The 16,613-nt window shown below is 59.3% G+C and carries 10 protein-coding genes and 7 pseudogenes; 6 read left to right on the forward strand and 11 right to left on the reverse strand.

Annotation, left to right across the window (positions count from 1 at the left end):
* Positions 1–914 precede the first annotated feature (914 nt).
* From IVA74_RS07735 to IVA74_RS07760, 6 genes and pseudogenes are all read right to left on the reverse strand, one after another.
* Positions 915–2,485, reverse strand: a pseudogene (locus tag IVA74_RS07735) (IS66 family transposase).
* Positions 2,486–2,537: 52 nt separating this feature from the next.
* On the reverse strand, positions 2,538–2,891 hold the full coding sequence (gene tnpB / locus IVA74_RS07740) for an IS66 family insertion sequence element accessory protein TnpB (protein ID WP_148750250.1): 354 nt from the start codon (positions 2,889–2,891) through the stop codon (positions 2,538–2,540).
* Positions 2,872–3,342 (reverse strand): transposase, encoded by a 471-nt coding sequence (locus IVA74_RS07745; protein WP_247341313.1) that lies wholly within the window; start codon positions 3,340–3,342, stop codon positions 2,872–2,874. The genes tnpB and IVA74_RS07745 overlap by 20 nt, the downstream gene beginning before the upstream one ends.
* A gap of 247 nt (positions 3,343–3,589) precedes the next feature.
* A complete protein-coding gene (locus IVA74_RS07750) occupies positions 3,590–4,042 on the reverse strand; it encodes a thioesterase family protein (RefSeq protein ID WP_247341315.1) in 453 nt (150 codons plus the stop codon).
* Positions 4,029–5,015, reverse strand: a complete 987-nt coding sequence (locus IVA74_RS07755) for a 3-hydroxyacyl-CoA dehydrogenase NAD-binding domain-containing protein (RefSeq protein ID WP_247341317.1) — start codon at positions 5,013–5,015, stop codon at positions 4,029–4,031. Before IVA74_RS07755 ends, IVA74_RS07750 begins: the two co-directional genes overlap by 14 nt.
* A gap of 488 nt (positions 5,016–5,503) precedes the next feature.
* Positions 5,504–6,049 (reverse strand): annotated as a pseudogene (locus tag IVA74_RS07760) (integrase core domain-containing protein); the annotation flags it as partial.
* A 19-nt stretch (positions 6,050–6,068) separates the two neighbouring features.
* On the opposite strand from IVA74_RS07760, the pseudogene IVA74_RS07765 reads away from it, so the two are divergent.
* The 3 pseudogenes from IVA74_RS07765 to IVA74_RS07775 all read left to right on the forward strand — a co-directional run.
* A pseudogene (locus IVA74_RS07765) lies at positions 6,069–6,816 on the forward strand (IS256 family transposase); the annotation flags it as partial.
* A gap of 70 nt (positions 6,817–6,886) precedes the next feature.
* Positions 6,887–8,255: pseudogene (locus IVA74_RS07770) on the forward strand (IS1182 family transposase).
* Positions 8,256–8,304: 49 nt separating this feature from the next.
* Positions 8,305–8,559, forward strand: a pseudogene (locus IVA74_RS07775) (transposase); the annotation flags it as partial.
* 238 nt (positions 8,560–8,797) lie between these two features.
* Here the strand turns inward: IVA74_RS07775 and IVA74_RS07780 are convergent.
* Entirely contained in the window at positions 8,798–9,829 is a 1,032-nt protein-coding gene (locus tag IVA74_RS07780) for an IS110 family transposase (protein ID WP_346730921.1), read from the reverse strand.
* Complete coding sequence (locus IVA74_RS07785; RefSeq protein ID WP_247341319.1) at positions 9,765–9,983, reverse strand: hypothetical protein; 219 nt, start codon at positions 9,981–9,983, stop codon at positions 9,765–9,767. Before IVA74_RS07785 ends, IVA74_RS07780 begins: the two co-directional genes overlap by 65 nt.
* Before the next feature lie 359 nt (positions 9,984–10,342).
* Between IVA74_RS07785 and IVA74_RS07790 the strand changes: the two are divergent.
* Positions 10,343–10,558: pseudogene (locus IVA74_RS07790) on the forward strand (transposase); the annotation flags it as partial.
* 352 nt (positions 10,559–10,910) lie between these two features.
* On the opposite strand, the gene IVA74_RS07795 reads toward IVA74_RS07790, so the two are convergent.
* Positions 10,911–11,990 (reverse strand): IS630 family transposase, encoded by a 1,080-nt coding sequence (locus IVA74_RS07795; protein WP_247341329.1) that lies wholly within the window; start codon positions 11,988–11,990, stop codon positions 10,911–10,913.
* A 484-nt stretch (positions 11,991–12,474) separates the two neighbouring features.
* Between IVA74_RS07795 and IVA74_RS07800 the strand changes: the two genes are divergently transcribed.
* On the forward strand, positions 12,475–13,527 hold the full coding sequence (locus IVA74_RS07800; protein WP_247341321.1) for a hypothetical protein: 1,053 nt from the start codon (positions 12,475–12,477) through the stop codon (positions 13,525–13,527).
* Between the two features lie 61 nt (positions 13,528–13,588).
* Here IVA74_RS07800 and IVA74_RS07805 read toward each other — a convergent pair whose 3' ends face one another.
* Complete coding sequence (locus tag IVA74_RS07805; protein WP_247341323.1) at positions 13,589–14,071, reverse strand: MarR family transcriptional regulator; 483 nt, start codon at positions 14,069–14,071, stop codon at positions 13,589–13,591.
* Between the two features lie 454 nt (positions 14,072–14,525).
* Here IVA74_RS07805 and IVA74_RS07810 point away from each other — a divergent pair, with 454 nt between their 5' ends.
* Positions 14,526–16,064, forward strand: a complete 1,539-nt coding sequence (locus IVA74_RS07810; RefSeq protein WP_247341325.1) for a porin — start codon at positions 14,526–14,528, stop codon at positions 16,062–16,064.
* A gap of 451 nt (positions 16,065–16,515) precedes the next feature.
* Here the strand turns inward: IVA74_RS07810 and IVA74_RS07820 are convergent.
* Positions 16,516–16,613 (reverse strand): annotated as a pseudogene (locus IVA74_RS07820) (transposase); the annotation flags it as partial.

A 16,613-nucleotide genomic window follows, 5' to 3' on the forward strand; every position in this document is an offset into this window, starting at 1 on the left:
CTATTCTCGGAATATTTCGCAGCTTTCCACCAAGCCTTCGACGCTAGAGAAATCTAAGAGGCGTACGCGGCGGGCTCTATTCAAGGAGAATGATGTGGAGTGTCCCTACTACGAGTCTCTTCGTCCAGCCAAGAATAGGCTGCCAGACAGTTCAATCCCATGATTTTGACGGCCGGAAGTCTCCGGTTTTTCATTAGGTCCGGACCGTTTGGCATGGTCAACGAGATCGGGCGTGACCGATCGCATTGTCCGCGCACTCCTCCTTGTAGTAGCCACACCAAATTCTCCATTTTACAGCCGCATCCCTAAGCTCGTCTGGGGCGCATGCATTCCGCCCTGAAACGACCGCTGAGCACTTCGACGTATTGAGTGGATTGTGGCCAGGACCGAAATGGAATGGCGGCGTCGATAGCGTGACTTTTGGACGGGAAGATCATGAAGCTCGGAAGGTCGATCTACATGAGAAGCTTTTTTCCTAATGATTATGTGGTGATCGACACGAACGACAGCTCGACTACCGGTGGACCAAGTGTTAGGCCGTGCGTGAATCACATGTGATTGCAAGTCCGAAGCAGGTTCGGACGATTGCATATAGGATGAAATTGATGCGATGGATGCGGAGGCAAGCTGCCGTCAGGCGGCTGTGCCTGCATCAGTCAAGACCGTGTATCAACTTTTGTCACCAACCGCCGTCAACCACCAGGATCGCCGTCTTGTCCGCCACTTCGGGTTGAAGTGAAAAGTTCGCATGCGATCTTAAAGCTTGCAAGAGATGAGGCTGGTAGCCGACGGCATCGACGGCGACAAGTTATGGGGAGAGCGAAATGACCGTAAGCGCGATTTTCTCCGCACGGTGACACCCGCGTTTTTGACGGATGGCCTTCGTATCGTATCGAGGCCGGCATCTGACCCGTTCAGGCAGCTGCGGTTTTGGGGAAGTTGAAGGGCAGCAGGTCGGTAATATCGGCGTCCTCGGCGCGCTGAGGCAATTCGGTTAGCACGTGGCGCAACCAGGCTAACGGCTCGACGCGTGAGGCGCGGCAGGTCAGCATCAGACTGTAGACGACGGCACTGGCCCTGGCTCCCTCGACGGTGTCGCTGAACAGCCAGCTCTTTCTGCCAGTGGCAAAGATTCTGATATCGCGCTCCAGGAGATTGTTGTCGATCGGCATCCTGCCGTCTTGCGTGTAGCGCGTCAGATATGCCCATTGGTTCAGAGTGTAGGATACGGCATCGCCAAGCTTGCTGTCGGGCAAGACCTTCGGGGCGATTTGATCGAGCCATTCCTTGAGGGCGTTCAGGACGGGAATGCTGTGTTGCTGGCGGAAGCGGCGAATGCATTGATCTGGCGTTTCGCCTCTGTCTGGTTTTTCGTCCCGCGCCTGCCTTTCAACCCGGTAAAGCTGTTCGAAGAACCGCAGCGCCTGCTCGGGCGGACCGCCGCCCTTCTTCCTCGCCTTGAGGGCATCGACAAAGCGCCGTCGGGAGTGGGCCATGCATCCAATGTGGGTGGCCCCTTCCAGCGTGCGCCATGCGGTATAGCCGTCACTCATCACGATGCCACGGTAATCGCCGAGGAAGGCCTGCGGGTGGATCTGGCCGCCGCCCGGCTGATAATCCAGAAGAACGATGGGCTCGTGACTGCCCTGGCCGCTGCGATAAGCCCACATGTACGATGTGCTGGTGGCTTTTTTGTCCTTCTCCTTGAGGACCTGAACCGTCGTCTCGTCGCCATGGATGAGAGGTTGCAATCTGAGCCGCAGCTTCAGGGCGTCTGAGATGCGATGCAGATGCTTCTCGCTCGAGCCGATCACCCAGTGACCCAAAGCGCCGCGGCTGACAGGAACACCTGCGCGTTCGAAGGCCTGCGCCAGACGGTAGAGCGGCGTGCCATCGACATATTTGTGAACCAGCGCGAACGCCAGCGTTGAGGCCGTGGCAACGCTGCCCGGCAAGGGCTGCGTCGGCATCGGCGCGGTCACGACAGGGGCATTGATCCCGGTGCGATCGCAATGGCGGCACCATATTTGAAGCGCACATTCTGTAAAACCTTCGCCTTCACCTCGATATGAAGTTGCTCGGTGACAGTCTCGCCCATGCGATGCATCTGGCCACGGCAGCAAGGACACGCCTTCTGATCGTCGGGCAGGTCATACTCGACCCGCTCACGCGGCAGGTTCGCCGGCAGCGGTCTGCGGCCGCGCTTCTTTCCCGTTGTGCTTTCGACGGGTGGCAAGCCCGTGTCCGGAAGTTCGGCGATATTGTCCGTTTCGCTGCCGGCATCATCCTCGTCGGCGGCCTGCTCGGCTTCATTGAACAGACGGTCGACGTGCTTTTCGCTGCGCGGCGCAAAACGATGCAGGCGTGCCAGCGCCAGTTCTTCCTCGAGCCTGACGACGCGCTCCGTGAGCTGACGATTCTCCACCTGCAGCGCAGCAATGCGCGCCAACAGCGCTTCGACACTCGGTTCGCCGGTTCGATTCATCGGATTCTTGAATCTGAACCGTACCGACGCGTCAACCGCTCAAGTCGAGAGCTCAGCCGGCAACCTGATATTGCCGCACCGGATGGCGGACCATCGCATCGATATCGATGCCGTCAAGGATCCAGTGCAATTGCTCGGTCGTCAGCGTGACGACCGCCTCCTGGCGGCGCGGCCATCGGAACTTGTCCTCGGTCAGCCGCTTCAGGACCAGCACAAAGCCGGACCGGTCGAAGAACAGCAACTTCATCCGGTCGCAACGGCGATTGCAGAACGCAAAAACCGCCGGAGCGAACGGATCGAGCGCCATCGTCTCCTGGACCAGAACCGCAAGGCTGTTGATGCCAGCCCGGAAGTCGATCGGCTCACGGTGCAGATAGACCTGCAGGTCACCGCCCAGTCTGAACATGGCCCAGGGCTCCGATGATCGCCGTCAATGCATCCACATCGCCGCATTCCAGCGCGAGCTTCACGCCGTTCGGCAGCGACACGCTCACTTTGGCCGGAGAACAAAAAGCTGAACTCCCTTTGGGTTCCGAACCACGCACTTCATCGCAAGCCGGCAAATCAACCGTCGCCACGCTGTGTTTTCGCGACAGGTCCCGCTCGGCCTTCCCCTCAAGCTGAACGGGGATGAACGCCGGGCGTGAGGACGGCGGCAGCGACCTGGTCGCGCTGTGCTTCTTGATCCACTTCCGAAGGAGGTTCGCGTTGACCCCGTGTTCGAGTGCAAGCCTCGATACCGAAACCCCAGGCTCAAGGCAGGCCGTGACAAGACGCTCTTTCGATGCCGCCTCGTAGCGCCGGCGACCGTTCCGGCCAACAAGTCTGACCCGCAGTTTCTGATCATCCGCTGCCATCACAAGGTGTCCACCTATTTTGGTGGACACCTCATGCATCAGGGCACTCAAAAGCAAAAGGTGCGGAGAAATTCGCGCTTACAAATGACCTGTCCGCCGGTTGACGCATAGAATTGAGACCGATGTCATCACCTGCGCCGCGCGGCTTGTCGCATACTCAGAAATCACACCAAACGCCTGCTCTACTGGGCGAGGGCGTGCACGGCGCCCGGGAGGACGCACTCGCAAAATGGATAAGTGCGATGGATCAGCTCCGCGACGGTCTTCGGCTTATTAACAGTAGCGGCTCAGCGTCATCGGGCGGGTCTCCCCAAGACGCAAAATTGCCGCTGATCGTGTCAGTGAATGGTACCACTCTGCGGATCGCTGGATCGAAGCATAGGTTCATCGTCTCGACCGTACAGACGAGATTGCCGGCGCTCTCGAGGCGATGAAGGAGATGGAACCGCTTCGCGTCGCAGGCAATCAGCGATGTACGGATTTCAACTGGGTCACCCAGGCGCAGTTCGCGAATATAGCGAACATACGTCTCGGTCATAACGAACTGAATCTCCGACTCGGATCCAACACCCTTCGCCCGGCGCCAGATCTCGAGACTGGCAAGGTCGGCGATGCGCTGGTAGGTCAGGAAATTGACGTGATCAAGCTTGTCCAACCAGTCCTTCTCGACGACCCCTTCCCAGGAATTAATCCAGGTCACTGTTTACCCCCACCAGGCCTGTCCTGACTCGCTCCAATGCGGAGCGGATACCCACCACGCCGGCGTTGCGCAATGCCATCAGTCCTGCTTGTCCATTTGCCCCGATTCCGTTGGCGACCTTTTCGGCATAGATCTGCATCAGAGCCGGATCAGGCTGGAAGCTGCTCGGAGCTATATAGCCGCTGTCCATTTCCCGACCCAGACTTTCCACGAATTTACCCCATAGAGAAGGGTCGCTCTTACCGAGGAATAATGCCGAAGACAGACCCATGACTGCCCAACGGATAGCTGGGCCTGCAGCGATCGCCTTGTCTATGGATTCCAAATCGGCCACACCTTGCGACATGAGATAGAGAACCTCTCTGAGAACGGCGTACTGGATACGGTTGCCGATATAGCCTTCGATCTCGCGGTCTAGCTCGACCACTTCGCAGCCTGTGGACCGGTAGAATGCCGAAGCATTGTGCGCTGCCTCTCGGGCCGCGGCGCCTCCCGCGATCTCAACAAGTGGAATAAGAAAAGGCGGATTAAAAGGATGGCCGACGAGAATGCGCTCGGGATGCTTCGCTCCACTCCTCAATTTAGAGGAGAGAAAGCCAGAAGAACTCGAGGCGATGACAACATCAAGTGGCGTATGCGCATCAATTTCCGAAAGCAGGGAGATCTTCGTATCGATATTTTCTGGCCCACTTTCCTGGATGAAATCGGTACCCTTAACTGCTTCTTGAAAATCGGTGGTGAAGAACACACGCGAGGGTGTCGCGCCAGGCGCCATTCCCAGTTCGGTGAGGGCTGGCATTGCCTTCGCAAGGCTTTCTCGGAGATAGCTCTCGCGCTCGGCCGCCTGGTCATACACCACGACATCAAGCCCAGCCCGCATGAAGTGCGCGGCCCAACCGGCTCCGATCACGCCGCCGCCGACGCAGGTGACCTTGGCAATCTTGCGTACGCCCGTTCTTTCAGATTCCGACATTCGTTTGCTCCAGTTTCATACAGTTCCCCAGTCGGCGGACAGTTGGTAGCCGCCAGTCGACCAAATCCTGAGCCCCACCAAATTCCGGGGCTAGTCTCACAGAAATGAACATGGCCTTACCAGTTGCCGCTGCTCGATCAGTATGTCCTTACCCAACGCCGAACGGCTACAACACTCGGCCAACTCAGGCGCCGAAAACTAGCGTGTCGACATCTGCTTAGCTCCGACGATTCCAGATGGCCGGAAGTCGAAATCAAGCGGATGGAAAGTCGAATCCGAGCATGAGGTTAGGAGGCGCCGATCCCTTTCGAGGTTGAGAACTCAAAGAGAGTCTGTAACGTTCAAAGACATAAGCAAGCATAGCTCGGACTAACGCTCATTTCCTCTAATCCGGGGCCAATGCAGTCGAAATTCTGCTCGGCATTCGAAGAGTGCGGAGGATTTCATATCAAAACGTCTCAAATTCGATGTGACCTTGCCCCCAAGTTTTATCCAGTTCTGAGTTCGCCCTTGCCGATGGATTTGCCCGGTTGGGCGGTGGAAGCGACGGGAGCTGGCGCGGAGCCTTCGGCATAGCGCAGCGCCAGATCCCGGCGCGGGTGGCAGGTCATGGCGAACTCGGATGGAGTTTTCCATCCGAGCTGCGAGTGTGGCCGTGTGTCGTTGTAATCGGCCCGCCAGCATCCAAGCGCGACGCGGGCTTGGGCCAGTGACGTGAACAGCGTCTCGTTCAGCAGCTCATCCCGCAGACGACCGTTGAAGCTCTCGATGAAGGCGTTCTGCATGGGTTTGCCCGGCGCGATGTAGTGCCACGCGACACGGCTCTGGTCGGCCCATGCGAGAATGGCGTTGCTGGTGAGTTCGCTGCCGTTGTCGCTGACCACCATCTTCGGCTTGCCACGCTCGATCATCAGTCGGTCCAGTTCCCGCACCACGCGGACGCCGGAGAGCGAGGTGTCGGCCACTAGCGCCAGGCACTCGCGGGTACAATCATCGACGACGGTCAGGATGCGGAAGCGGCGACCGTCGGTCAGCTGAACAGCTGAACCACCGATGACCGACGATATGATGAACCTGCGCACACTCGTGGAGAAGACCCCCGATGCCGATCTGTTGCGCGAGATGATCGGCTTTGCCGCCCAGCGCCTGATGGAGCTGGAAGTCGAAGGCCAGACCGGGGCGGCCTATGGCGAGAAGAGCCCCGAGCGTCTGGCCCAGCGCAACGGCTACCACGAGCGGATCTGGGAGACCCGCGCGGGTGCGGTCGAACTGCGCATTCCCAAGCTGCGCAAGGGCTCCTACTTCCCGGGCTTCCTGGAGCCGCGCCGCATGGCCGAGAAGGCGCTCACCGCCGTGGTGCAGGAGGCCCACGTGCAGGGCGTCACGACCCGCTCGGTGGACGATGTGGTGCAGGCGATGGGCATGAGCGGCATCTCCAAGAGCCAGGTCAGTCGGCTGTGCGCCGAGATCGACGACAAGGTGAAGGCCCTCCTCGCCCGTCCGATCGAGGGCGACTGGCCTTATCTGAGGATCGACGCCACCTATGCGAAGGTGCGCCAGAACGGCCGCATCGTGTCGGTCGCGGTGATTGTTGCTGTTGGCGTCAACAGTGACGGCCGGCGCGAGGTGCTCGGCATGGATATCGGTCCTTCCGAGGCCGAGACGTTCTGGACCGCGTTCTTGCGCAAGCTCGCCCGCCGCGGCCTGCGCGGCGTCAAGCTGGTCGTCTCCGACGCCGACGAGGGCATAAAGGCCACCGTCGCCAAGGTGCCTCAACGCCAGCTGGCAGAGCTGCCGCGTGGGGCTGTTGAAGAACCCCAACAGCGCTGATTCACTCCATGTGAAGGTGAGTCGCGATAGGAACGACGGCGATGCTGGGATGCAACGAACGCGGGCAGCTCGAACTGTTCATCACCGGCTCGTTACGCCAGCTTGTCCCCGACGATCACATCCTCGCCAAGGTCGATCGGGTGTTGGATCTCTCCTGGCTTCGAGGCGAAGTAGCGGGCCTCTACTGCAACGACAACGGCCGGCCGGGGATTGATCCGGAGGCCGCGCTTCGGCTGATGCTGGCTGGGTTTCTCCTGGGCGTCGTCCACGATCGGCGCCTCTTGCGGGAGGCCCAGGTCAACATCGCGATCCACTGGTTCATCGGCTACGACCTTCACGAGGTTCTGCCTGACCATTCTCCCTAACCCGCATAACCCCAGCGTTGGGGCGCTGATCGTTTCCGCCGCATCTTCGAACGAACCGTTCAAGCCTGCCTCGTGGCAAAGATCGCCACTGGAGAGATCGTGCACATCGACGCCTCCCCGATCCGCGCCAATGTATCCTGGGAGAGCCTGGCGGTGAGGCACGTCGCGGCCGTGGAAGCGGCGAACGCGCCCGAGCTCGACGACACCGCGAAGAGCGGCCGCCAGACAGGTAAATTCAAGAAGGTCTGCACCACCGATCCCGAGGCTACGATGGCGACGAACGGCCGTAATCGCCGGCTCGAGCCGGCTTATAAGCAGCACGCCGCCGTGGACGACAAGCGCGGCGTCATCCTCGACGTGGAGGTCACCACCGGGGAGTTGAACGAGGGCCAGCACATCGTCGAGCAGGTGGACCGGACGGCTGAGAGGACCGGCACAGCGGTGACCACGGTCACCGCCGACGCGGGCTACGCCTACGGCAAGGTCTATGGCGCCATGGAAGAGCGGAACATCCATGCCGTGATCCCGGCCAATGGCCGAGCCGATCCGCTCGCCGGTCCCACTCCGTCGCTTTCGGTACGACGCCCAGAACGACATCCTGAAGTGCCCCAGAGGCAAGGTCCTGCGGCCGCGGCGTTTGACCAAGCACGGGCGCTTCTTCTACTCGAAAGCCAAGGACTGCAGCCGTTGCTCGATGGCGAACCTGTGCCTGTCTGCCGGTCGGCGGAACAAGGCTGTCGTGGTGAGCGACCATCATCCTGCGCTCCTTCGAGCGCGTCGCCGACGGGAGAACTGGTCGGCCAAGGACAGGCAACTCTACCGGCGACACCGTTGGCGCTCCGAAGGATACCACGGCGAGGCAAAGACTTGGCATGGACTCGCGCGCGCAATCCGACGCGGTCTTCAGAACATGCGCATCCAGGCGTTCCTGACCGCCGCGGCCGTCAACCTGAAGAGGCTGGCGTTCGCTCTTTTGCGCTTTCTCCAGATTGTCGCCGCCTCTTTCGTATTGCCCGACGATCATCGCCATCTCGCCGCCGCCTGATTCGCAACCGCTATCGGCGTTCGGCTCTAACTGGTTCTTCAACGGCCCCCGCGTCCACTTCATGCGCAACGCGCTGGCGCATGCCGGCAAGAGCGGCCGGCGCGTCGTCTCCGCCTTCATCGCGTTCGCCCAGGACGACACCGAAGCCGCAACAGCGCAGTGGCGCAAGGTCGCGGATCAGCTCCGCCCCAAGCTGCCGAAGCTTGCCGGCTTTCTCGAGGAGGCCGAGACCGATGTGCTCGCCTACATGACGTTCCCGCCGCAGCGTCGAACCAAGCTGCACTCGACGGATGAGATGGACAAGCGATGTCTTCATGGCCGAGGCGACGATTGCGGAGATCGCCGTAAGTCCATTCTTTTGTTCGGTCGCGCTGCGGGCCATTCTTCCGTCCCGGCCACCGATCTCGCAGCCGCCGCGCGACAGGGGCGGTCAAGGCTGACCGCATTTGCGGCCACCGCATGGCTTGGCCTTGACCGGCCCGAGCACGACGGCACGCTGGTGTGGAACGGGACTGGGTTCCTGGCCTGGCTAGACCTTGCCGTCAGCCGCGACTATGGTTGTTGGGCGCGGGCGACCTCGTGGCGAAGCGTGACGCGTCGGCTGCAAGCGTGACCGGACTGCCTATTTTGTCCTGCCGGACTGAGGCGCCTGCGCGCCGGGTTTTGACCGCCGCGCTTTCCAGCGACACGAACCGTTCGTAGCTTCGCTCCACCTGGGCGGCAATCAGCATCTCGCGGTCGCGCAGCGCCTTGATGTTGTAGGCAGGTCCGCGGCGGCTACCTTTCTGTTGCGGATGTCCGGCTTGAAGTTGCATCGCGCGGGTCTTGTTGGCGACCAGCGCTGGGCGCGCCCACAGGTAATCCTCGCGCTTCGTCAGCAAATGCCAGCAGAGCACAGTGAGCTTACGAGCCAGGGCACCGCGGCGATCTGATGGCCGCGCCGGGCTCGGATGCGGCCGAAAAAAGCATGCAGTGTACCGGGCGCCTTTGACCGCTGCCCAAGCCGCCTCGACCAGCATGGCGCGCGCATGACTGCGGCCGATCTTGCTGATACGGCCGTGGTGAGCCGCTCCCAGCCCGGACTGCCGCACCCGCGGGTTCAGCCCGAAATAGCTCACCAGCTTCTGCGGGCTGTTGAACCGGCCGATGTCGCCGATCGCCGCCACGATCCCGGCGGCGACCGCGAGATTGACGCCGGTGATTGTCATCAATCTGTTGACCGCGGGATCGTCTATGGCGTCCTGCGCGATCTCGCGGTCGAGCAGGGCCAGGTCTTCCGCCAACCGGTCAAGCTCACGGACGTGCCGATCGATCGCTGCGCGTTCATCGTCCGGCAACTGTTGAGCGGCCAACCACGCCCGGCCGCGGGCATTGAAAAGATCGGCATGCGGGCACTTCGGGATCAGGTGCGCGTGCAGGATCGAATGCACCTCGTTCTTGAGCCACGTGCGATGCCGCACGACCTGGTAGCGCCGCGCCACCAGCCTGCGCTTGCGTTCGGTCTCCGCGTCAGGCGTCCAGATCTGCGGCAGATACCCGGCCGCCTGCAGACTGGCGAGCGTGCCAGCATCGATCTTGTCGGACGTGAGCCTGGGCGATCGCCTTCACCTGCAGCGGATTGGTGATAATCACCCGCGCCACAAACGATGCCAGAACCCGCGACACCGCCATGCTGTTGGCGGTCGCTTCGAGCACCACCTCATCACTGGCCAGCAGGGTCTTTGCCAAATCCCTCGAGCGCAGTCCGCGTCGTATCAACCCGGCCCGCATGTCGGAGCTTGCCGTCTTCCCAAAACACCACCTCCCCGAAAGTTCGGTGGACGTCGATGCCAATCACCCGTCGCATTTGCACCTCCTGCTCGATATGACGGGAGCTGCGGGCGACACGACAACTACGGATTCGCGCTCCCAGCGCAACCGGGCGAGTCGCAGAGGCGGCCAGCTACTAACTCGAGCTCTCGGCTCATCGTATGCATCGGCCTGCCCGCACATCGTGCTCCCGGTGCCTCTGTCCCGATGGTCGCACCATACGCCACGACGCAGAACACCGCAGCGGAACGTTGGCACCGAGAAATCTCATACCGGTTACCAACCCCATCGAGCGCCTCAACGGCGAGATCAAGCGGCGCACCGAGGTCGTCGGCATCTTCCCCAACGAGGACGCCATCGTCCGCCTCATCGGCGCGATCCTGCTCGAACAGAACGACGAGTGGGCTGTCCAGCGTGCCCGCTACATGACGCTGGAAACCATCGCGCCGTTGAGCGATGATCCCACCGTCAGCCTTCCGGCTATCGCCAGCTGATCGGCCCGGCTCTTGCCGGCGAACGCGATGCCCCACCGCCAGCTACACCACGCCGGGGGACATGATCTTCGCTCGAATGCGAGCGGATTGTTTGTGCCGAATTCAACCCAATCTGATCACGCGTTCACCGACTGTGTCGACGAGCTCAACGAGGCCGTGAACCTGCGATGGAGCCTCCATACAGCGCGCCCGAATTGGCTGTTCGCTGTCGGCACATTGGGACGCAATCTCGTAATCAGTCGCCTAAGGCCATTTGCGGTCCGACGTGGACATTCGTCATGGCTAAGCCAGATGCACGAGCGTCCGACCAGCGATCAGCCAACCCTGGGAGAGGAACTCCCCGGATTTCATGCTAGTGGATCGAATCTAACACTTGGTGCCCTCTTTTGACGGCTGCGATGATTTTGTCTGGATTGGCCGTCCATGTGAAGGGCTTTGGGTCTGCGTTGGTCTCAGCCAGGAAGCGGTTGATGGCGGCCTGGAGATCGACGACGGAGTGGAAGACACCGCGCTTCAATCGACGCCGGCTGAGCTTGGCGAAAAAGCCTTCGACGGCGTTGAGCCAGGAGCATGAGGTTGGTGTGAAGTGGAAGACGAAACGCGGGTGGCGATCGAGCCAGGCGCGAACGTTTGGATGCTTGTGGGCGGCATAGTTGTCGAGAATGACGTGGATGATCTTACCGGCCGGAACCTCCGCCTCGATGGCGTTTAGACATCGAATGAGTTCCTGGTGACGATGGCGCTGCATGTTGCGGCCGATGACCGTGCCGTCGAGGACGTTGAGTGCGGCAAACAGCGTCGTGGTGCCGTGCCGTTTGTAATCGTGTGTCATGGTTCCGAGCCGCCCCTTCTTCAGCGGCAGGCCCGGCTGGGTGCGATCGAGGGCCTGAATCTGGCTCTTCTCGTCAACCGACAGCACGATCGCGTGGGCTGGCGGGTCGACATAGAGCCCGACGACGTCACGCAGTTTGGCGATGAAGTTCGGATCGTTCGAGAGCTTGAATTGTCGACACCGATGAGGCTGAAGCCCGTGCGCCTTCCAGATGCGACGGACCGCGCTGGCACTGATGCCGCTCGCCCGCGCCATCAGGTCGGCTGTCCAATGGGTCGTCTCGGTCGGCGGGTCGGCTAATGTGAGCGCGACCACACGCTCGGCCACCTCCGGGCCGAGCCCAGGGATACGCGAGGGGCGCGTCTTGTCTCGCAGGAGACCATCGACGCCTTGTTCCATGAAGCGTTGCTGCCAGCGCCAAACGCAGGTCTTGGATGTGCCGGCCCGGCGCATGATCTCGTTGGTGCCGACGCCGTCGGCGCTCAGAAGCACAATGTCCGCTCGCCAAACGTGCTTCTGCGACGCGTTACGGTCCTTGGTGATCGCTTCGAGCCTACGGCGATCTGGTCGTGTGATCTTGATTGAAATCCCGGTGCGCATGCGCAACACTCGCACGCGCGCCACCTAAAGGGAATCCCAAAAGGGACTCTTTTGTTAGGCGACGTCCACTAGCGATGACCAAACCTGAAGGATTGTCAGCGGAGCCCATTGTGAAGTTCTCCTGATCGGCTGGAACGCCAGCCTAAAGACGCTGACGACCTTATCGATTGTGGTTCGATGGATAGGACGAGAGTGATCATTCCGATCCTAAGATCATTTCTCCCGCACATAACCAATGTCGGGTGCGCTCGCAGAAAAACGTCGCTTAAGCCGTATTAGCCGCAGATTTTGACAGGCGTGAGGGGCCACAATGACGGACTTAGGCCTTTGAGGCCCGGTAGTCTTCATGCTTGAGCTGGAGTTAAGCCGCAGACTGAGAGCCCATTGTCCTACGATAGAGTCTCAGCGGCTGACCTCCATACCAGCAGATTGTCTGACAAAACCCGAGCGGCGGGTGAGGATCTGCACATGGGGAACGAATCGGATGGAGTTCCGTGCTGAGCCTCATGCGAGAGGCAACCTTGTGTCCAAACAGCGAGACGCCGCGGTGTTTCTAGACCGTCAGGCAGTCAAGAACATTCAAGGGGCGATATGCCGAAAGAACTCGATCGCAAGATGGACAAAGGCCGGGGATGATCAGTGTCTTGTTTCTGAGCAGAATATCAAGAGGGGAGCCTTTGACGAGGCGACCCAGGCTTGGCTTTGCGGACTAACAGCCTTTGAAGTTGCCAGACGGTTGACTGATGAGAGCGATGCAAAAGGTGGAGGGGGGGGCGCCAAAGTCGAAGACAGTATTCACAGATTCACATTGCTTCTAGATCAGAAGGTAGAGCGCATAACAATTGCACGCTGCGATAAGACCGAATTTCTAGGCTACTACTTTCTCGCTAAGGGGAATGATTCATGTTCTCCCGCAGTAATTTGCATTAGTCGCGAACAAGAGACCGGAGCCATGCTGCTCGGAAGGCTCTTGCCCGTGCTGATTGGGCGGGGCATGTCCGTACTTGCTATCTCTCACGACGATGTCTCAAGTCGCTCGCGCGGCCAGTCGGAAATCTTTTTGTCCTATTGTTTGGATTTCCTGTCAGTTCAGGCCGGCGTCGACCCAACTCGGATCGGCGTTTACGGAGATGGATTGTCGGCTAGTCTAGCTACTGATTTCGCTGCATCTGATCGCCGCGTTGCTGCGGCGGTTTGCGACGGCGGCTTGTGGAATTGGACGCGAACTTTGGCATCTGTTGGCTGGATGACCAGGGCTGAAGATGCAATGGAGGAAGATGTAGTTTCGATGCGTCGCTCGCAATTGGTGCGACGATTGAGATGCCCAGTTCTCGTCGTCGCCGGTGGGCGCGGCATCGTCAGCTTATCGGAAGCAATCAAATTGCAGGCTGATTGCATGGCGGCGCGCATTGATCTGCAACTGGTCATGCCGCGCACGATCCGCATTCCCGAGGAGGACGAGGAGCTTGAAAATTTCGTTGTCTCCGATAATTGCATCTTTCAGTGGCTGGAGCAGAAGCTCGCACGCACTTCGTAGCTGTTCGGCGAAGATCACTAAATGTAGGTGCTTTGCCAGCTTCAATATAAGGATCATTTACCTACAACACCCCTATACTCAGCTTTTGGGATGCCAGCCGGCTATTTTTGGCAATCAAGGCTAATCGTTTATTGAGGTACTCAAGGGACGCCTCATCCAGCCCGTCAAACATCGTCAGGTTCAGGGCTTCTCTCTTGACTGACAGTTTTGAGATTTCAGCACGGGCCTTTTGAGTCAATGACATCTGCACGAACCTTGCATCATCAGGTGACGGTTCGCGGGCTAAAAACTCCATGGATTCCAGCTTCTTAGTTTGATTAGTAACAAAGGCCGCGTGAATTCGCAGCTTATTTGCGACCGCTGTTCCCGAGACACCGCGACCATCATCAAGTTCGTCGATAGCCATCAGAATCAGCCACTGTGGTTCGGTTACTTCTAATAGCTCAGCCCAACTCTTGTGAATTTCCTCGAGTTGAGAGTGGATCTCGACGATGTTCCAGATGAAGTCCTTAGCGGCTCTGCCGAGTTGATCTTTTTCGCCCATCTGGTCTTTCCACATCTTAGGTTCGGCCCCCGGCACACGCAGCTGATCATTAGCGGCAACGCCTGTGCCCGTCTCGGTGTGAATCGTCCAGCATAGCGGTCATGCAAAAAACTAATTGACTTTAGTAAGCGATTCCGGCTATTCTGCACGCAGACCCGAGGCTCTTCGGTCAACGGTCGTGTTAATCTCCAAATGGAACCTCCGGGATGCCCCCTGGGGGTTCTTTTTTTTTGCTCATTTGGCGTCTTAGCGCATGGACCGTTGCTAAAGTGCAACGTACCCTCACCAATGGATGGTACTTACAATTAATTAATTGCACCAATTATTCCGAAGCACTATACCGCAGTGGACGGAGAGGGGGCACCTCGAAGTCGTTCCGTCAAACCCGCCCACTGGGTGAGGCTTGTCGCGGCGGATCTGGACGGAAACGGTTCTTCAACTTGGAGGTTCATCGATGAAACTGACAACGAGTCTCATTCTCAGTTCTGCGGCTTTGTTCGCAGGCGCTGGAGCACAGGCAGCCGATCTGCCCGTAAAAGCGAAAGCAGTCGAATATGTAAAGATTTGTTCGCTGTATGGCGCCGGCTTCTACTACATCCCAGGCACTGATACTTGCGTCAAACTGGGTGGCTACATGCGCAATGAATTCGTCGTGGGCACACACGGTATCTATGACGCCGCCAATGCTGGGTTGGGTGCCGCACATAACCGGCTCACCAACTACTACACAAGTAGATCACGTGGAGATCTGACTTGGGATACCCGTACCGCGACTGAGTACGGGGTGGTTCGTACCTATCTCGACGCTGCTTTTACGTGGACGACCGGTTCGTATTCCGGTGCAGGCACAACGGCCGTGAATGGCGCTACGACGTATGGCGGAAATGCAGTCGGAGCGAGTGGCACCGGTTCAATCGGTGGCGGCGCTCTTGGTATCTACTTCGCCTTTATCCAGTTCGCTGGTTTTACGTTCGGCAAAGCGGCCTCGCAGTTCTCCTCGCCTTGGACCAACTATCCGGCGAACACTTTCGATGGTCTGCCCGGCGGCGGCGGCTACGATGCAGTCAACCAGATCACCTATACGGCGGATTTCGGTCAAGGCATTACGGCTTCGTTCTCTGCTCAAGATCAGGTCGTCAATTACACGACCAACATGTGGAACGTGAGCGGGGCAACGGCCGCAGGTCTCGCGACCGGCGCATATGGTGTCAACGACTTCGGCGGCACGCGAGCTCCCGACCTTGTCGCCATGCTCCGTGTTGACCAAGCTTGGGGTCTCTTCCAGGCGTCAGTTGCCTCACATGAGAACCATGCTGGCTACTATGGCCTCGATGAAACGACCGGCCATCCCGGCGACAAGTGGGGCTGGGCTGGACAGCTGGCATTGTCGATCAAGAACATCCCTACCGGGGCGGGTGACACCATTAACGTCCAAGGCGTGTACACCAACGGTGCCAGCCGCTACAATTTCAACGACTACATGTCGACGGCCTACGCCATGTACGGTGGTGGGACAAGCGCAGCGGGTGCCTACCAAAGCCTCGGGATCGGCGGTGTGTCTGACTCGGTCTTCGTCGCCGGTGCAGGCCAGCAGTTGACCACAACCTACGGCTTCAATGGCGGTTATACTCATAACTGGAATCCAAACTGGGCCACGTCCCTCTACGGTGCCTGGGCTGCTGTCCGGTATGACAGCACGGCGAAGGGCTACATCTGCGGAGCGGTCGTTGCCACCCTCGCGTTGTCAAGCGGCGCTGGCGGCTGTAATCCCGACTTCAACTACGCGACTATCGGTACGGCGACTTTTTGGACTCCAGTCAAGAACCTGAGCTTCACGGCAGACCTCGCCTACACCATGCTCGACCAAAAGTATGCGGGCGGGAGCACAGTGACGCTCCCGGTTCAGGCAGCAATTGCGAAGCCAGCAGGCTTGTACGAGCTGAAGGACCAGGGCAGCCTAACGCTTCGCCTCCGCGCACAGCGAGTCTGGTGAAGCCTTTTCCATCTAGGTTAGACTTGCAAAGGCCTCCGGCTCCCGCCGGAGGCCTTCTTTATTTCGACGCACGGGGTTGCCTGGTCCATTGAGACGCTCCGGAGCGTACTATAAGATCCCCGATGAACCTATGACTCCGACCTTGATGCAATCTTTCGTTTTGCGTGACCGGAAGCGCTAAAAGCGCCATATCATTGCGGCGCTAGATATTCCAGCCTCAGCGGATGAGATGGACAAGCGATTTCTTCATGGCCGAGGCGACGATTGCGGAGAGCGCCGTAGGGCCGAGCGCACTGTTGCGGATTACTTCCGTTGCTTCGCCAAGCTTTCGGAAGGAACGAGCAATGTTGGAGACGAATCGATCGTAGTTGTCGATGATCCCAATCCAAATGCACCAAAACTTTCAGGGTGCATCAAACGTTCGTTGCGCCTTCGCCAGCGTCTCCTCATAACGGGCGCCATGGATGATCATCCGGCGCAGATATCGATTGCCGCGCTTGCTTATCCCCAGCAGCTTCGTTTTGCCTCCCGTAGAATATTCTCTCGGGA

Source organism: Bradyrhizobium sp. 132 (assembly GCF_023074185.1).
Taxonomy (GTDB): Bacteria; Pseudomonadota; Alphaproteobacteria; order Rhizobiales; family Xanthobacteraceae; genus Bradyrhizobium.

Coding starts and splice junctions, on each gene's coding strand:
- tnpB (WP_148750250.1), bottom strand. CDS start 2,891: ATGTTCAGACTGGGCGGTGACCTGCAGGTCTATCTGCACCGTGAGCCG.
- IVA74_RS07745 (WP_247341313.1), bottom strand. CDS start 3,342: ATGGCAGCGGATGATCAGAAACTGCGGGTCAGACTTGTTGGCCGGAAC.
- IVA74_RS07755 (WP_247341317.1), bottom strand. CDS start 5,015: ATGTCGGAATCTGAAAGAACGGGCGTACGCAAGATTGCCAAGGTCACC.
- IVA74_RS07795 (WP_247341329.1), bottom strand. CDS start 11,990: ATGCGCACCGGGATTTCAATCAAGATCACACGACCAGATCGCCGTAGG.
- IVA74_RS07800 (WP_247341321.1), top strand. CDS start 12,475: ATGGAGTTCCGTGCTGAGCCTCATGCGAGAGGCAACCTTGTGTCCAAA.
- IVA74_RS07805 (WP_247341323.1), bottom strand. CDS start 14,071: ATGGGCGAAAAAGATCAACTCGGCAGAGCCGCTAAGGACTTCATCTGG.
- IVA74_RS07810 (WP_247341325.1), top strand. CDS start 14,526: ATGAAACTGACAACGAGTCTCATTCTCAGTTCTGCGGCTTTGTTCGCA.